The sequence below is a fragment of the Amycolatopsis sp. NBC_00345 genome (assembly GCF_036116635.1).
Taxonomy (GTDB): Bacteria; Actinomycetota; Actinomycetes; order Mycobacteriales; family Pseudonocardiaceae; genus Amycolatopsis.
In genome coordinates, this window is record NZ_CP107995.1 from 4,007,555 (window position 1) to 4,023,989 (window position 16,435).

General features: G+C 72.0%; 17 protein-coding genes. 6 read left to right on the forward strand and 11 right to left on the reverse strand.

The features are described 5' to 3' along the window. Window positions 1-55: 55 nt before the first annotated feature. Window positions 56-667 carry a dihydrofolate reductase family protein gene (locus OG943_RS17615; RefSeq protein WP_328610863.1) on the forward strand — a complete coding sequence of 204 codons (612 nt, stop codon included), beginning with the start codon at window positions 56-58 and terminating at the stop codon, window positions 665-667. A gap of 19 nt (window positions 668-686) precedes the next feature. Here OG943_RS17615 and OG943_RS17620 read toward each other — a convergent pair whose 3' ends face one another. From OG943_RS17620 to OG943_RS17640, 5 genes are all read right to left on the reverse strand, one after another. Then, complete coding sequence (locus OG943_RS17620; protein ID WP_328610864.1) at window positions 687-914, reverse strand: hypothetical protein; 228 nt, start codon at window positions 912-914, stop codon at window positions 687-689. A 58-nt stretch (window positions 915-972) separates the two neighbouring features. Further along, window positions 973-1,341 (reverse strand): fluoride efflux transporter CrcB, encoded by a 369-nt coding sequence (gene crcB, locus OG943_RS17625; protein ID WP_328610865.1) that lies wholly within the window; start codon window positions 1,339-1,341, stop codon window positions 973-975. Next, complete coding sequence (locus tag OG943_RS17630) at window positions 1,338-1,892, reverse strand: FluC/FEX family fluoride channel (RefSeq protein ID WP_328610866.1); 555 nt, start codon at window positions 1,890-1,892, stop codon at window positions 1,338-1,340. The genes crcB and OG943_RS17630 overlap by 4 nt, the downstream gene beginning before the upstream one ends. A gap of 128 nt (window positions 1,893-2,020) precedes the next feature. Beyond that, on the reverse strand, window positions 2,021-2,683 hold the full coding sequence (locus OG943_RS17635) for an enoyl-CoA hydratase-related protein (RefSeq protein ID WP_328610867.1): 663 nt from the start codon (window positions 2,681-2,683) through the stop codon (window positions 2,021-2,023). A gap of 54 nt (window positions 2,684-2,737) precedes the next feature. Further along, window positions 2,738-3,502, reverse strand: a complete 765-nt coding sequence (locus OG943_RS17640; RefSeq protein WP_328610868.1) for a helix-turn-helix domain-containing protein — start codon at window positions 3,500-3,502, stop codon at window positions 2,738-2,740. Between the two features lie 414 nt (window positions 3,503-3,916). On the opposite strand from OG943_RS17640, the gene OG943_RS17645 reads away from it, so the two are divergent. Further along, on the forward strand, window positions 3,917-7,312 hold the full coding sequence (locus OG943_RS17645) for a glycoside hydrolase family 3 C-terminal domain-containing protein (protein WP_328610869.1): 3,396 nt from the start codon (window positions 3,917-3,919) through the stop codon (window positions 7,310-7,312). 105 nt (window positions 7,313-7,417) lie between these two features. Here OG943_RS17645 and OG943_RS17650 read toward each other — a convergent pair whose 3' ends face one another. The 3 genes from OG943_RS17650 to OG943_RS17660 all read right to left on the reverse strand — a co-directional run bounded on the left by OG943_RS17650 (window position 7,418) and on the right by OG943_RS17660 (window position 10,599). After that, window positions 7,418-7,705, reverse strand: a complete 288-nt coding sequence (locus tag OG943_RS17650; RefSeq protein ID WP_328610870.1) for an isoamylase early set domain-containing protein — start codon at window positions 7,703-7,705, stop codon at window positions 7,418-7,420. A 213-nt stretch (window positions 7,706-7,918) separates the two neighbouring features. Next, complete coding sequence (locus OG943_RS17655; RefSeq protein WP_328610871.1) at window positions 7,919-8,773, reverse strand: fumarylacetoacetate hydrolase family protein; 855 nt, start codon at window positions 8,771-8,773, stop codon at window positions 7,919-7,921. A gap of 89 nt (window positions 8,774-8,862) precedes the next feature. Further along, a complete protein-coding gene (locus tag OG943_RS17660) occupies window positions 8,863-10,599 on the reverse strand; it encodes an IlvD/Edd family dehydratase (RefSeq protein ID WP_328610872.1) in 1,737 nt (578 codons plus the stop codon). A gap of 119 nt (window positions 10,600-10,718) precedes the next feature. Between OG943_RS17660 and OG943_RS17665 the strand changes: the two genes are divergently transcribed. Next, window positions 10,719-10,994, forward strand: coding sequence for a YggT family protein (locus tag OG943_RS17665; protein WP_328610873.1), 276 nt, complete (start codon window positions 10,719-10,721; stop codon window positions 10,992-10,994). Between the two features lie 4 nt (window positions 10,995-10,998). Here OG943_RS17665 and OG943_RS17670 read toward each other — a convergent pair whose 3' ends face one another. Further along, window positions 10,999-12,189, reverse strand: coding sequence for an acyltransferase family protein (locus OG943_RS17670; protein ID WP_328610874.1), 1,191 nt, complete (start codon window positions 12,187-12,189; stop codon window positions 10,999-11,001). Between the two features lie 128 nt (window positions 12,190-12,317). Here OG943_RS17670 and OG943_RS17675 point away from each other — a divergent pair, with 128 nt between their 5' ends. Further along, window positions 12,318-13,199 (forward strand): alpha/beta hydrolase, encoded by an 882-nt coding sequence (locus OG943_RS17675; protein ID WP_328610875.1) that lies wholly within the window; start codon window positions 12,318-12,320, stop codon window positions 13,197-13,199. Window positions 13,200-13,207: 8 nt separating this feature from the next. On the opposite strand, the gene OG943_RS17680 is transcribed toward OG943_RS17675, so the two are convergent. After that, complete coding sequence (locus OG943_RS17680; protein ID WP_328610876.1) at window positions 13,208-13,591, reverse strand: MerR family transcriptional regulator; 384 nt, start codon at window positions 13,589-13,591, stop codon at window positions 13,208-13,210. A 179-nt stretch (window positions 13,592-13,770) separates the two neighbouring features. Between OG943_RS17680 and OG943_RS17685 the strand changes: the two genes are divergently transcribed. Continuing rightward, complete coding sequence (locus OG943_RS17685; RefSeq protein ID WP_328610877.1) at window positions 13,771-14,778, forward strand: aldo/keto reductase; 1,008 nt, start codon at window positions 13,771-13,773, stop codon at window positions 14,776-14,778. A 226-nt stretch (window positions 14,779-15,004) separates the two neighbouring features. Further along, window positions 15,005-15,862, forward strand: coding sequence for a helix-turn-helix domain-containing protein (locus tag OG943_RS17690; RefSeq protein WP_328610878.1), 858 nt, complete (start codon window positions 15,005-15,007; stop codon window positions 15,860-15,862). On the opposite strand, the gene OG943_RS17695 is transcribed toward OG943_RS17690, so the two are convergent. After that, the gene (locus OG943_RS17695; RefSeq protein WP_328610879.1) at window positions 15,863-16,420 is read right to left on the reverse strand and encodes a TetR/AcrR family transcriptional regulator; all 558 of its coding nucleotides are present in this window, start codon (window positions 16,418-16,420) and stop codon (window positions 15,863-15,865) included. It lies immediately after the preceding gene. Between the last annotated feature and the right edge of the window lie 15 nt (window positions 16,421-16,435).

A 16,435-nucleotide genomic window follows, 5' to 3' on the forward strand; every position in this document is an offset into this window, starting at 1 on the left:
GCCCCGGGACGACAAGGATCAGGGGCGAACGCGCAAGGAGACCCGAGGAGAACCAGTGGGCACGGTAATCATGCACAACGTGGTGTCGGTGGACGGTTTCATCGCCGATGTGAAGGACGACGTCGGGCCGCTCCACGAGTGGTACTTCAGCGGGGACACCCCGATCACCGGAGGCGGCGACGAGGAGTTCGATCATTCCGGGGCCGGAAACGCCATCAAGGTCTCCCGTGCGTCGGCGGGCTACGTCCGGTCGATGTGGGAGAAGGTCGGCGTGATCGTGATGGGCCGCCGCCTGTTCGACCTGGTGAACGGGTGGGAGGGCCGTCCGCCCACGGGCGACCACGTGGTCGTGGTGTCCCACCGGCCCAAGCCCGAGGGCTGGCACCCCGAGGCGTCGTACCATTTCGCCGGCACCGTCACGGCCGCGATCGCCAAGGCCCAGGAGCTCGCCGGGGAGCGGGCCATCGCGGTGAACGCCGGCGAGGTGGGCGGCCAGATCCTCGCCGCCGGCTTGGTGGACGAGGTGGCGATGGACGTGGTGCCGGTGGTGTTCGGGTCGGGCAAACGCTACTTCGGCGGCATCGACGGGCAGCTGCTGCTGGAGGATCCCCACGTGGTCGTCCAGGGCGACCGGGTGCTGCACCTGAAGTTCAACGTCCGCCGCTAGCCGGAGGCCGGTCCGGGGCTCACGGCTCTTCGGTCCACCGGTATCCGGCGAGGCGCATCCGCACCCCGTCCAGGACGAAGACGAGGCCGGCCAGCGTCATGAGCGCCGTTATGCCCAGCAGGACCCACCAGAGCGGGTCGTAGTCGGTGGCGAGCAGGTTCCCGGAGAAGCCGAGGCCGACGCAGCCCAGCACGAAGAAGAACAGCCCGTACAACAGGCGGTCCAGGGCACTGCGAAGGACGAGCACACCCCCGATTGTGCGGCCGCCCCGCGACCCGGTCCAGCTCCTTGTCACCAACCTGCCGCTAGACCACCAGCGAATGCACCGTCGTATAAGCGAACAACGCGCCGCCGACCCCCGCGGCGACGCTGACGACCACGTTCATCACCGCGGCGAAGTACGCCTTGCGCTCGGCCAGGCGGATCGTCTCGTAGCTGAACGTGCTGTACGTCGTCAGCGCGCCGCAGAACCCCGTGCCCGCGAAAGCGAGCACGGCGGACGGCAGGGCCGAGCCCGCGCCGGCCAGCGAGCCGAGGATGAGGCAGCCCACCAGGTTCACCGTGAAGGTGCCCCACGGGAACTCGGTCTCGTGGCGCGTTTGCACGGCGCGGTCGGTGAGGTAACGCAGCGGCGCGCCCAGCACGGCGCCCGCGAAGACCAGCAGCAGCGTCACGGCTCGACCGTCCTTTCCGGACGGACGGCGACGGCCCGGGTGAGCGCCATCCCCGCCAGCGCCGCGAGCAACGCGGCCACCACAGTGCCGCCGAGGTAGCCGAACGCGAGCTGCACCGACCCCGGCTGCAGCAGCCCGCGCGTTTCGACCGCATAGGTGGAAAACGTGGTGAACCCGCCCAGGATGCCGACGCCCAGGAACGGCCGCGCCAGCCGGTACACGGGGCGGATCTCGGTGATGACGACCATGAGCACGCCGATCAGGAAACACCCGGACACGTTGGTCACGAAGGTGCCCCACGGGAATTGGCCGGGCAGCGTCGGCAGCGCCGTGGCGAGACCGTACCGGGCCAGCGCGCCGAGGCCGCCGCCCAGCGCGATCGCCGCTAGCACCGGGCCCTGGTCCCGCAGGAACTCGCGGCGGTGGGATCGCACCCGGAGGTCTACGTCCGGGTCGATCGGCTCGGCCAGGTCACTCTGGTCGGCCGAGTCGCGCTGGTCAGCCGGGTCGGGCCGGTTGTTCTGATCGGGCCGGTTGTTTTGATCGGGCACAGCGTCTCCTACTCCGCTTCGGGCACAGTTCTCCCCGGTTCGAGTAGGGACTGTTGGCGGCGGTCGCCGCGGTTGTCCGGGAGACCCGGAACGGCGAGCCCCACCGCCGTGCCGGGGAGTCTACCGGCTCAGGACGCGGGGGCCCGCAGCGCGGTCAGCGCGGGCGCGAACATGGTGGTCTTGATCGCGCCGAGGGTGCCGCGGTCCTTGCCCGCCAGGTCGCGGACCACGCCCGTCGCCGTGTCGAGGAGGGTGGCCTCGTCCGCTGTCGCGTCGACCAGTCCCAGCTCACGGGCTTGCGGGCCGCCGAATCGCCGGCCCGTGGTCATCGACGCGACCGCGGCCGACGGCGTCAGCTTGCCCTGCAGCAGCGCCGCCATGCCGGGGGTGAACGGGATGTTGATGTCGGCTTCGGGGAAGCAGAAGTAGCCGCGGTCGGCGCGCATCACGCGGAAGTCGTGGGCCATGGCGAGCATCGCGCCGGCGCCGAAGGCGTGGCCGTTCACGGCGGCGACCGTGGGCACCGGCAGCTCCAGCACCCGCGCGAGCAGCTCCTGCACGGCCGCGACGTACGGGCCCGCCTCGTCGCCGTGGCTCATGAGCCAGTCGAGGTCGAGGCCGTTGGAGTAGAACTTCCCGCCGCCGACGGTGACGAGCGCCGCGGGCTCGGACCCGGCGACGACGGTGTCGAGCAGGGAAGTCGCCTGCTCCAGCCAATCCGGGGAGAACCGGTTCTCGCCATCGCCGAGGTTCAGGACGAAAACGGCTTCGTGACGGGACAGCTCGGGCATGAAAGGTCCTTTTCAGACGGTCGATATCAGACAGTGGTTTTCAGACAGTGGTTTTCAGACAGTGGGTGCTCGCCGCGGGCGGTCCGGCGGCGGCAAGGCGAGGACGGCGCGCACGGCAGCGGCCAGCCGCCGGCGCGCCTCGGGCCCCGCCGCGCCGTACGCGGCGAGGTCGCGTTTGAGCAGGGCCGTCGGCAGGTCGACGACGCAGGTGGTGATCACCTCGACGGCCGCGCCGTCGCCGCGCTGCCACAGCTCGCGCGCCAGGCGGACGAGGAGGCGGACGAGCCGTTTGTCGAGGGCGTGCAGGTCTTCGAGGACGTCCTCGGGCAGCTGCGGGCCGAGGATCCGATCGGGCGAAACGGTCAGCATCAGCCGCGCCGCCTCCGGCCGCCGCTCGGCAACAACGGCGGGCGTGTCCGCGGCGGCCACCACCGCGGCGACAGCGCGGGAATCCGCAGCGCCGGCGGGCCCCGTCACGACAGCGGCGCCAGCAGGCCCCGTCGCCGCGGCGGCGCCAGCCGCATCCGCAGCACCAGCAGGCAAGGCCGCAGCGCCTGGCACACCAGCCACCGCCCCGCCCACACCCAGTGCCCGGTCAACCAGCTGGGTCTGGACGTCGAGGAAGTACCCAGCCCCACGCAGCCACGCGCGCCCGATCAACGCGGGCAATGACCCGAAGCTGTGGTAGATCGTGCTGTTCGGCACCCCGGCCGCAACCGCCAGCCCCCGCACGGTCACCTCTTCAGGACCACGTTCGGCGATCAGCCGCTCGGCGACGTCGAGCAGCCGTTCGGGGTCGTGGATCCGAGGGCGGGGCACGAACCCGAGTGTAACGGAACAAGCGCTCCACAACCACCGGGCACCGCCACCCGGCCGACGCCGAGGGGCTGCGGATCCCGGCCACCGGCACGCCCGTCGTCACCCGCAGCGATCACCTTGACGCGGGGCCGTGCGCAGGAGGAATGTCGCATCCGACACCACCGTGGGGCGCCATTTCCGGCCGTATCCGGGCCGAATTGGCCTCGCCGCCAGCCCCGCTTCGGCCTTTCAGCGACGGAGGCGGTTCAGGTCATGCGGAAAACGGTGCCGATGGCCCTGTTGTGCGCTGCGATCAGCACAATCAGCACAATCGGGCTCACCACGAGTATCCCGGCCACCACGCCCGGACCAGGTCCCGTTTACCGGGACACGCATTACTCCTTCGCCGAGCGCGCGGCGGATCTCGTTTCCCGCATGACCCTCGAGGAAAAGGCCCGGCAGCTGAGCACGAACAGCGCGCCCGCCATTCCCCGGCTCGGCGTGCAGCAGTACACGTACTGGAACGAGGGCCAGCACGGCATCAACCGGCTCGGCGGGTCGACGAACCCGGTCACCCAGCCGGAGCAGGTGCACGCCACCAGCTTCCCGACGAACTTCGCCTCGAGCATGGCGTGGGACCCGGAGCTGGTCCGCCAGGAGACCACCGCGGTGTCCGACGAGGTCCGCGGCTTCCTCGACAAGTCCCTGTGGGGCACCAGCGCCAACAACCTCGGCCCGGACGTGAACGACTACGGCTCGCTGACCTACTGGGCCCCGACCGTGAACATGGACCGCGACCCGCGCTGGGGCCGCACCGACGAGGCGTTCGGCGAGGACCCGTTCCTGACCGGGCAGATCGCCGGCGCCTTCGTCAACGGCTACCAGGGCAACTCCGCCGACGGCACCCCGCAGAACGGCTATCTGAAGGTCGCCGCCACCGCGAAGCACTACGCGCTCAACGACGTCGAGCTCAACCGCACCGGCATCAGCTCCGACGCGAGCGACACCGACATCCGTGACTACTACACCGCGCAGTTCGCCGACCTGATCGAAAACGCGCACGTGTCCGGGCTGATGACGTCCTACAACGCGATCAACGGCACCCCGTCGGTCGCGGACACCTACACCGCCAACACGCTCGCGCAGCGCACCTACGGCTTCGGCGGCTACGTGACCTCCGACTGCGGCGCCGTCTCCACCACCTACCGCACCCCGCAGTCCGGCCACAACTGGGCGCCGCCGGGCTGGACCACCGACGGCAAGGACACCGCGGCCACCTGGACGAACACCACCACCGGCGCCAAGGTTTCCGGCCCGGCGGGCGGGCAGGCGTACGCGCTGCGCGCCGGGACCGCGCTCAACTGCCCCGGCGAGGAGAACTCCCTGCCGAACATCCAGGCGGCGATCGACGCCGGGGTGCTCAGCGAAGGCGTGCTCGACACGGCGCTGGTGCGCGTGTTCACCGTGCGGATGGCCACCGGCGAGTTCGACCCGGCCGGCAGCGTGCCGTACACGAAGATCACCAAGGACACCATCCAGAGCCCGGCGCACCAGGCCCTGGCGCAGCAGGTGGCCGACAACTCGCTGGTACTGCTGAAGAACGACCGCCAGGTGCTGCCGGTGAACCCGGCGAAGGTGAAGAACGTCGTGGTGCTCGGCGACCTCGCGAACAAGGTGACCCTCGGGGACTACTCGGGCGCGCCGGACGTGCAGGTCGGCGCCGTCGGCGGGCTGAAGGCCGCACTGCCGGGCGCGAACGTGGTGTTCGACGCCGCGGGCACGTCGACCTCGGCGACCGGACCGGCCGTGCTCAGCGACGCGACCAAGGCGGCCGTCAAGAGCGCCGACCTGGTGGTGGTCTTCGCCGGCACCGACGGCTCGGTCGCCAACGAGGGCCACGACCGCAGCACGCTCGCGCTGCCCGGCAACTATCGTTCGCTGATCACCCAGGCCGCCGCGGTCGGCAACCCGAACACCGCGCTCGTGGTGCAGTCCGGCGGCCCGGTGGTCCTGGACGACGTGCAGAGCAGCTTCCCGGCGATCGTCTTCTCCGGTTACAACGGCCAAGCACAGGGCGCCGCGCTCGCCGACGTCGTCACCGGGCGCCAGAACCCGGCCGGGCACCTGAACTTCACCTGGTACAAGGATGACGCGCAGCTGCCGCCGATGGGCGACTACGGCCTCACGCCGTCGGCGACCGGCGGGCTCGGCCGCACCTACCAGTACTTCACCGGCACGCCGAGTTACCCGTTCGGCTACGGCCTGAGCTACACGAGCTTCGGTTACTCCCCCGCGAAGATCGACAAGACCAGCGTGCCGGCCGACGGCACCGTGAACGTGTCGGTCACGGTCACCAACACCGGGAAGACGGCGGGCGCGTCGGTCGCGCAGCTGTACGCGGCCTCGCAGTTCACCGTGCCCGGGGTGGAGCTGCCGGGCAAGCGGCTCGCCGGGTTCCGCAAGACGCGGGTGCTCAAGCCCGGCGAATCCCAGTCCGTCACCATTCCCGTGCGGATCAGCGACCTCTCGCGCTGGGATCCGGGGCAGGGCAAGCAGGTCGTGGACGACGGGCAGTACCGGTTCCAGGTGGCGACCAGCTCGCAGGCCGTCGCGAGCACCGTGGCCACCACCGTCACCGGCACGATCACGCCGAAGGTCACCACGGTCACCGTGCAGCCGGAGGACGTCGTCTACCGGGCCGGGCAGACCTTCGACCTGACCGGCCGCAACCGGTGGATCACCGACGACACCGGGCAGCCGCACGCCGTCGCCGACCAGGTGGTGGCGGCCGTGCGCAACGACCAGTCCTTTGTGGACCTCAGTGGCGCGGCCGTCTCGTACGCCAGCAGCAACCCGGCCGTCGCGACCGTCGACGCGCACGGGCTGGTGCGGGCGGTGGGCGACGGCGTCGCGACCATCAAGGCGACCGTGGACGGGGTCACCGGCAGCGCGCCGATCGTGGTCGGGCACTCGCTGACCCTCGACGTCCCGCCGGTCACGCGGGCGGGCACGAGCGGCACCGCCACCACCACGTTCGCGAACGGCGGCACCACCCCGGTCACCGGCGTCACCCTCTCGCTGGCCGCGCCGTCCGGCTGGACCGCGACGGCGACGTCACCCACGACGTTCCCGCAGGTCGCGGGCGGCCAGACGGTGAAGACGACCTGGCAGCTCACCGCCCCGGCCTCGGCGCCACCCGGGACGTACGAGCTGTCCGCGCAGGCGAGCACGAGCGCGGGCACCCGCACGGACACCGGGCGCACCTCGGTGCCGTACGCCTCGCTCGCGGCCGCGTACAACAACACCGGCATCAGCGACGACAGCAACACCAAGGCGGGCAACCTCGACGGCGGCGGCCTGAGCTACTCCGCGCAGGCGCTCGCGGCGGCCGGGTTCCCGGCGGGCGGCACGGCGCAGCACGGCGGGATTTCCTTCGCCTGGCCGGGTCCGGGCCCCGACAACGTGCTGACGGCGGGCCAGTCCGTGCTGCTGTCCGGCTCCGGCACGAAGCTCGGCTTCCTCGGCACGGGCGACTCCGGCGCGCCGTCGGGCGGCGGCACCATCGTCTACACCGACGGCACGACGCAGCCGTACTCCCTCGGCTTCGACGACTGGTGGCAGTCGCAGAACCTGCCCGGCGAGGAAATCGCCGTGACGCTGCCCTACCTCAACAACGGCGGGGGCCAGCAGACGCAGAAGGTGAACATCTACTACGCCGCAGTACCACTGCAGGCGGGCAAGACCGTCTCGGTGGTGACGCTGCCGAACGTCACCGGAACCCTCACGCCCGGCTCCCCCAAGCTGCACGTCTTCTCGGCCGGGATCGGCTGACCGCACACGGCGACCACGTCGCACAGATGAGAAGCCGGCGGCTCCCGTCCCAGCCGGAACGGGAGCCGCTGTTTCCCTTGCCACTCCGGGTGTTGCCGGTCCGGCTCAGTGCGCCACGAAGACGCAGTTGTCGCCGCTGCGGTCCGGCACGTCCGGGTCGTCCAGCCACTGGCCGCCGGCGGCGAGGTAGCGGAAATGCAGCGTCGCGCCGGGGCGGACCTCCACCGCTGCCGAGCGGGTGCCGTTGGAGCGCTTCCGCAGCAGGTGCCGGCCGGGCAACCAGCCGTTGAAGTCACCGACGACGCTGACAGGTCCGGGCGGGGCTTCCTGCGGGAGGACGAAGGTGACCTTCCTCGCCCCGGTGCCGTCCCGGCCCAGGCTGGTCTTGATCACGCGCGCGATTCCTTTCATGGGGGGCGACTCGTCGGTGAGCCATTCCGGTTGACCCGGAAAGGGTTCCACGCCGCCGCGCGCGCCGGTGCGTGAACCGCGCTCCCGTCCGGGTGAACCGGGCCGAGGCACGGCGGCCGCGGACCGCCTTGACGGTCGTCCCCGCGAATCGTCGCTCCACATGCGACTCGACCGCGGGCCCGGCCGGGCCCGCGGTCAGCCGAACAACCCCGCCCGGACCGGGTTGCGCAGGGTGCCGAGCCCGTCGATCGTGATCGCCACCTCGTCGCCGGGCAGCAGCGTCACGTCGGGGCCGGGGACGGCCGACGTACCCGTCGCGAGGAGGACGCCGCGCGGGAAAACCTCGGCGCGGTACAGGTAAGCGGTCAGGTCCGTGAGCTTGCGGTGCAGGCGGGCGGTGGTCGTCTCGCCCGACCACAGGAGTGCGCCGCCGCGGTGGATCTCCACCGAGATCGCCAAACGGTACGGGTCCGGGACGCCCGTGGCGAGCACGATCCACGGGCCCGCCGCGCACGCGCCGTGGTACATCTTCGCCTGCGGCAGGTACAGCGGGTTGTCGCCTTCGATGCTGCGGGAGCTGACGTCGTTGACCACCGTGTAGCCGACGATCGCGCCCGCCGCGTTGCCGACGATGCCCAGCTCCGGTTCCGGCACGTCCCACGTCGAGTCCTCGCGCACGCCGATCGGGCGGCCCGGTCCCGCGACGCGCCAGCCGACGCTCTTGAAGAACAGCTCCGGCCGCTCCGCCTCGTACACCCGGGCGTAGAGGTCCGATGCCGTGCTCTCCTCCATCCGCGCCGCGCGCGACACCTCGTACGTCACGCCCGCCGCCCACACCTCGGTGTCGTCGTCCACGGGCGCCAGCAAGGAATCCGGGGCCGGGGCCGTCCGCGCCACGGCGGCCACCAGCGCGTCCAGCTCGGCGGCGGGCAGCGCCAGCAACGAGCCCAGCGTCGTGCCCGGCGGCAACGGCCCGGCGCCGGACTCGTCGGCCACCCACCAGCCCGACGTCGTCTTCATCAGCCGCGGCGCGGAAAGTACCGGGTTCATGGCCTGCCCTTCATGAGTCTCAGTGGGAACGGCCGTTAAGGCCTCCTTACCCGCGTCCGACGCGGGTAAGGAGGCCTTAACGGCAAGCGTCAGTGGGAATCGCGCGGCACGCCGGGGCCGCGGCTGCCGTGCAGGAAGTCGAAGTCCGCGCCCTGGTGCGCCTGCGTCACGTGCTCCGTGTACAGCCAGGTGTAGCCGCTCACGTACGGCGAGGCGGGCGGCTCCCACGCCTCGCGCCGCGCGGCCAGTTCCTCGTCGGAAACCCGCAGGGTCAGCGAGCGCGCCGGGGTGTCCAGCGTGATCAGGTCGCCGGTCCGCACCAGCGCCAGCGGGCCGCCGACCGCGGACTCCGGGCTCACGTGCAGCACCACCGTGCCGTAGCCGGTGCCGGACATCCGGCCGTCGCAGATCCGCACCATGTCCGTGACGCCCTGCTTGAGCAGCTTGGCCGGCAGCGGCACGTTCGCCACCTCCGGCATGCCCGGGTAGCCCTTCGGGCCGGCGCCGCGGATGACCAGCACCGTGTCCGGCGTGACGTCGAGGTCCGGGTCGTCGGCGGAGTGGTGGTAGTCCTCGGCGGTCTCGAACACCAGCGCCGGGCCGGTGTGCGTGAGCAGCTCCGGCGAGGCGGCGGACTGCTTGACCACCGCGCCGTCCGGGGCGAGGTTGCCGGTCAGCACCGCCGTGCCGGTGCCCGCGGGCTGGAACGGCTCGCTCACCGCCGTGATCACCTCGGTGTCCCAGCACTCGGCGCCGGAAACGTTGTCCGCCACCGGCCGGCCCGTCACGGTGATCGCGGTTTCGTGCAGCAGCCCGGCTTCGATCAGCTGCCGCATCACCACGGGCAGGCCTCCCGCGTAGCAGAAGTCCTCCATCAGGAACTTGCCCGAGGGCATCAGGTTCAGCAGCGTCGGCACGACCCGGCCCAGCTCGTCGAAGTCGGCCATCGCGAGCGGCACGCCCACCCGCCCGGCGATCGCCAGCAGGTGGATGATCGCGTTGGTCGAGCCGCCGATGGCCGCGTTGACCCGGATCGCGTTCTCGAACGCCGCCCGCGTCAGGATCTTCGACGGCCGCAGTTCCTCCTCGACCAGGGCGACGATCCGGCGGCCCGCGGCCTGCCCGGTCTCGAAGCGGCGCGCGTCCACCGCGGGCCAGGTGGCCGAGCCCGGCAGCTGCATGCCCAGCGCCTCGGCGAGGCACGCCATGGTGGACGCGGTGCCCATCGTCATGCAGTGCCCGTTGGAGCGGGCCATGCAGCCCTCGGCGAAGAAGCACTCCTCCTGCGTCATCCGCCCGGCTTTGAGCTCCTCCTCGAACTTCCACACGTGCGTGCCGGAGCCAACGTCCTGGCCGCGGTACTTGCCGTTGAGCATCGGGCCGCCGGTCACCATCACCGCGGGAAGGTCGACGCTCGCCGCGCCCATCAGCATCGCCGGCGTGGTCTTGTCACAGCCCGAGAGCAGCACGACGCCGTCGAGCGGATTGGCGCGGATCAGCTCCTCGACCTCCATCGCCATCAGGTTGCGGTAGAGCATCGCGGTGGGGCGCATGAGCGTCTCGCCGGTCGCCATGGTCGGGAAGGCCAGCGGGAAGCCGCCCGCCTGCCAGACCCCGCGTTTGACGGCCTCCGCGACGCGCCCGAGGTGCGCGTTGCACGGCGCCAGCTCCGAAGCGCTCGTCGCGATCCCGATCACCGGGCGGCCGTCGAACACCTCCGGCCCGAAACCCTGCGAACGCATCCAGGACCGGTAGATCATCCCGGCCCGGCCTGACTCGCCGAACCAAGCCGCACTGCGCTGTTCACCGATGCGCCTTTCACCCATGCCCACCACGGTAGGGGACCGCGCGGCTGAAAACTCGCTGAGAAGCCGGGCAAACGGGACACTCCTGGGGCCGTGCGCGCGTTGGACCGGATGAACGGCAACTTCGAGGAGTGTGTGCGATGAGCCTGATCGGAACGCTGGTCGGGTATGTCCTGACCCTGTTCATCCTGGTGCTCGTGGTGCGGATGGTGCTGGACTGGACGCGCCTGGTGACCACCGGCCCGGCCTGGCTCGGGCAGGCGCGCCGGCTCAGCCACCGCACCACCGAGCCGGTGATCGCGCCCGTGCGGCGGGTGCTGCGGCCGGTGCGGGCGGGCGGGATCGCGATCGACCTCGCGTTCACCGTGGTGTTCTTCGGGGCGCTGATCCTGCGGTCGATCGCCTTCGCGCTCTAGCCGGCTACCGGTGTTCCGGGTCGCTCCGGCTGCTCCCGGCGCCCGCCCCGACGCTCGACAACGGCTCGGTGCTGACCGCCTTCACGGCGCCGCGGCGCCGGGCGCGGAAGGCGGACACCGAGTCGTAACCCGCCATCAGGAAACGGTGCGCGGGCCGCTCCACCAGCCGGGTGAGGGCCCATCCGAGCAGCACGCCGGTGACGAGCATCGCGCCGGTCTGCACGGCGGTGCCGGCGCCCAGCGCGGCGAACCAGTGCAGCACCAGGTAACCGATCGCCTGGTGCGTCAGGAACACGCCGTAGGAGATCCCGGCGAACCACTGCACCGGCCGCCGCAGCCACTGCGGCACCACGCGGTCCCAGTCGGGCCCCGCCGCCACCAGCGAGACCACGGCGAAGCCGATGCCGACGCCGATCGTCGAGCCCCAGTCCACGGCCAGCCCGCCCGGCGTCCAGACCGCGCTGTGCAGCGCGTGCGCGACCAGGCAGACCGTCTCGAGCGCGAGGAAGTGCGCCGTCGAGATCCGTTTGGTGCACCACAGCCGGATCGCGACGCCGGCGACGAACAGGTGCCAGCGGTGGAAGCCGAACCCGTCGGCCACCGTGCGGTACCACTCCGGCGGCCCGCTGATCCGCCACGGCCACTGCGCGAGCGGCACGAGCAGCGCCAGCCACAGCAGCACGCGCAGCCGCGTGCCGTGCCCCCAACGGCTCCGGTACAGCAGCGCGGCGACGGTGAAGGCCATGAGCTGCAACGGAATCGTCCAGTGCGAGCCGTCGACGAACGGGAAGTCCGCGGGCTTCCAGTTCCACAGCATGAGCAGGTTCCCGACCAGGTCCCGCCACTCCGGCCGGAACCAGCCGGCCGGCGAGAGCAGCCGCAGGGCGGCGTAGATCACCACCACGGCGGCGAGGAACGGCGGCAGCAGCCGCGCGACGCGGCCCCACCAGTACCGGCCCAGCGGCCCGCGCCCGATCGTGACGCACGCGAAGTACGCCGAGATCACCAGCAGCAGGCTGGCCCCGACCTGGTACGGGAAGGTGAAGCCGCGGGCACCGAGCTCCGGGTGCACGACCACGCTCATGTACGTCGCGTGGTAGATCAGCACCAGCGTCACACAGCCGGCGCGGACGAGGTCCCAGCTGATCTTCCGGTTCGCCGCGCGCGGTGCGGCGAAGGAGTGGATCTCTGGCACGCCGCTCAGCGTATCCGGTCGGTCACTCAGGCGCCGAACCGGTCCGGATGACGGGAAGTCGTTGGCCCGTCCCGCTTCCTGGTACGGCTACCGGTCCGGGCGCCCGATCCGTGATAGTCGGTCCGGTGATGCGCGTTTTGCCCCAGACCGCCCCGCCCGAGGCCGAGCCCGCGGGCGCCTCCGTGCTGTACCGAGACGCCGAGGTGGCCCCGCTGCTGGGCTACCGGCCGCTGCTGCTGGACCTCGCCGTGCCCGCCGGCCCGCCGTCGGCTCCGGGCTGGCCCGTGGTCGCGTTCGTGCACGGCGGCGCGTTCGCCGTCGGCTCGCCCAAGCACGCCCCGCTCGGCCGGTATCTCGGCGAACGCCTGCTGGAAGCCGGTTTCGCCGTCGCGAAGGTCCACTTCAGACACAGCCGCGAGGCCGTGTACCCGGCGCAGCTGCACGACGTGAAGGCGGCGGTGCGCTGGCTCCGCCACCACGCGGGCACCCTGGCGCTCGACCCGGGACGGTTCAGCGCGTGGGGCCACGCGGCGGGCGGGCACCTGGCCGTGATGCTCGCGGTCACCGGGGACCGGCCGGACCTGGAGGGCGACATCGGCGTCACCGGCCCGAGCAGCGCCGTGCAGGCGGCGGTCGCGTGGAGCCCGCCGTCGGACTTCGCCCGGCTGCCGCCCCCGCCGCCCAGCTCGCCGTTCCACCGGACGGGTGAGGACCCGCACGCGTGGCTGCTGGGCGCCTCCCCCGCCGCGCACCCGGCGCTCGCCGCGGCGGCCAGCCCGCTCACCCACGTGACCGCGGCCGCCGCCCCGGTGCTGGTCGTGCACGGCACCGGCGACGACGGCGTCCCGATCGCGCAGAGCGAGGCGCTGGTCGCGGCCTACTGGCAGGCGGGCGCGGACGCCGAGTTCGCGTGGCTCGAGGACACCGGACACGTCTACGGCAACCGCACCCGCGCGGCGATGACCACGGCGGGCATCGAGTTCCTGCGCCGACGGCTCGGCCCGGCCTGAGCCCGGTTTCAGACGCTGGCGAGGTCCTCGCGCTCGACCGCGGTGCGGTAGAACGCGATCTTCATCCGGATGTGCTCCTGGTGCCCGCGCAGCCGGCCGATCTGGTCCTCGACCCGCTCCTCGTGCTCGCGCAGCACGGCGAGGCGCTCGGCGCGGGTGTCTTCGCCCTCGCGCAGGAGCGCGACGAACCGGAGCATCTCGGCGATCGGCATCTCGGTGTCGCGCAGGCAGCGCAGCAGGCGGAGGAACTCCAGGTCCTGGTCGGTGAAGCGGCGACGGCCGCCGGCCGTGCGGCCCACCTCGTGCAGCAGGCCGATCCGCTCGTAGTAACGGAGCGTGTCAATGGAGAACCCGGTTCTGGCGGTGACTTCGGCTGGTGAGTAGGAGTCCACCTACCCACCCTCGCACCTGGAGCGCACTCCAGGTCAAGCACCGGGTCGCCCGGAACTGCCCTGAAGGTGGCCTTCAGGGACGTAGGTGCCCTGAAGGTGGCCTTCAGGGCGTCCCACGCGGGTAAGGAGGCCTTGACGGACTTGACCCGGACCGCGCTCCGGGGTGTTCGCTCGAAGCCATGACTCGAACCATGACCGGGCTGGACGACCACCGGCCGCTGGGCCGCTCGGGCCTGCGCGTTTCGCCGCTGGCGCTGGGGGCGATGACCTTCGGCCACTTCGACCTCTGCTCCGACGACGCCACCTCCCGCAAGGTGTTCCGCACCTACCTCGAAGCGGGCGGCAACTACGTCGACACTGCCGACAACTACAGCGCCGGGCGCAGCGAGGAACTCGTCGGCGAGTTCCTGCGCGAGGTGCCCGACCGCGACGACCTCGTGCTCGCCACCAAGTACTCCGGCCCGCGGATCACCGCGGACGGGGTCGAGCACAACGTCGCCCGCCGCAGCAACGGGCGCAAGAACATGATCGCCTCGCTGGAGGCGTCGCTGCGCCGGCTCGGCGTCGACCACGTCGACCTGTACTGGCTGCACATCTGGGACGGCTACACCCCGGCCGAGGAGGTGGTGTCGGCGTTCGACGACCTGGTGCGCGCCGGCAAGGTCCGCGCGGCCGGGCTCAGCGACGTCCCCGCGTGGTACGCGACGAAGGCCGCGATGCTGGGCGGCCCGCCGATCACCGCGATGCAGCTGGAGTACTCGCTGGTGGAGCGCTCGATCGAGACCGAGCACGTGCCGCTGGCGCGGGAGTTCGGCATCGCGGTGCAGCCGTGGGGCGCGATCGGCGGCGGCTTCCTGTCCGGCAAGTACACCCGCGACGGCTCGGCCGGCGGCCGCCTCGCCGGCGAGGGGCACTCCGAGCGGCGCTGGGCGGTCCTCGACGTCGTCCGCGAGATCGCCGCGGCCGCGGGCTGCACCCCGGCCCAGGTCGCGATGCACTGGGTCACGCGGCAGCCGGCCATCGCGGGCACGCTCGTCGGCGCGCGGACGCCGGAGCAGCTCACGGACACCGTCGGCGCGCTGGCACTCGACCTGCCGACCGAGCAGCTGGACCGGCTGACCGAGGCCGGCGACCCCGAGCTTCCCTTCCCGCACAGCATCATCAAGCGCCACCGCGGCGGGGCGTAACCGGCGGTGGCGGGGATCGGGCCCGGCCCCCGCCACTGCGCGGGCCCCATGCGGCGAAGCGGGTCGCGACCATCGCCCCTTCAGCTGAGCGCCCTCCCGTGTCATCGTGAGACCACGAACAATTGGTCTGGACCTTAAGTCCGATGACGAGAGGAGCCACACGATGCGCGGTACCACGGTGTTGCCGGGGTCGCCCTGCCGGAGCCGGAGACCCGGGGAGCTGCCGATGCACCGGCTGGAGGTGCCGATGCCCAACGCGCTCCCGTTCGCCGTCGGCACGTTCGACGCCATGGGCCCGATGTCGCGCGCGTCCTTCCCGCACCGCCACACCTTCCACGAGATCGTCCACGTCACCGGCGGCTCGGGCACGCACGTCGTCGACCTCGCCCGCTGGGAGCTGCGCCCGCCGCACCTGTGCGTGCTCGGCCCCGGGCAGGTGCACCACTGGGAGAACGTGCGCGGGCTGTCCGGGTTCGTCGTCCTGTTCACCGAAGACTTCCTGCTGGACCATCCCGCCGACCGGGACCTGCTGCGCCGGCTGAGCGAGCGGCCGTGGCTGACGCTGGACGAGCCCGCCCACACCGCCACGGCCCGGCTGATCGCCGAGATCGAGAACGAATACCGTGGCGCCGCAACGGGTTCCGAGTCCGTCCTGCGGTCGCTGCTGCACGTTCTCGTCGTCCGCGCCGCCCGGCTGACGGACCCCGCCGGCACCGCGCCGCCCGCCCGCGCCGGCGGGGTCGCGGAGGCGTTCGCCCGGCTGGTGGACCGGATCGAGCCCGCGCTCTGGTCGGTCCGCGCGTACGCGGCCTGCATCGGCGTCACCCCGGGATACCTCACCGACGTGGTGAAGAACGCGACGGGCCGGACGCCGTCGGAGCTGATCCGGGAGACCCGTGCCCGTGAGGCGAAACGGCTGCTGGCCGGCACGGGCCTCACGGTGCGGCAGATCGCGGACCGCGTCGGCTTCGCCGATCCGGCGTACTTCTGCCGGTTCTTCCGCCGGGAAACGGGAATGAGCCCGGGCGACTTCCGCCGAGACGGCGACGTGCGCCGACTGGACCACCGGGCGGCCGCGCGGTAGTCAAGCCCGGCGCAGCAGCGCGAGCACCCCGTCCACCGCGCGGTCGAATTCGGCGGTGTCGCCGGCCGCCTTCGCGAGCACGTACCCGCCCTGCAGCACGGCGACGATGGTGGCCGCCGTCTCGGCCGGGGCCAGTTCCGGGCCGAACTCGCCGCGGTCGCGGCCCTCGGCGAGGACGCCGGCCAGCCGGTCGCGCAGCCAGCCGAAAGTCTCGCCGAGCGGCGCGTGCAGCACCGGGTCCGCCATCACGTCCGGGTCCTGCGTGAGCCGCCCGACGGGGCAGCCCTTCAGCACGTCGCGCTCGCGCCGCAGGTACGCCGTGATCCGCTCGACGGCAGTGCCCGGCGTGGCCAGCTGCCGCTCCGCCTCGGCGCGTAACTCCCCCGCGCTGCGCTCGATCGCCGCCCGCGCGAGGTCCGCCTTCCCGCTGAAATGATGGTACATGCTGCCCTGCCCGGCGCCGGCCCGCTCCTGGATCACCTTCGGGCTGGTGCCGACGTAACCCCGTTCCCAGAGCAGTTCCCGGGTGCTTTCGATGAGCCGTTCCGACGCGTCCACACCCAGACCGTACAT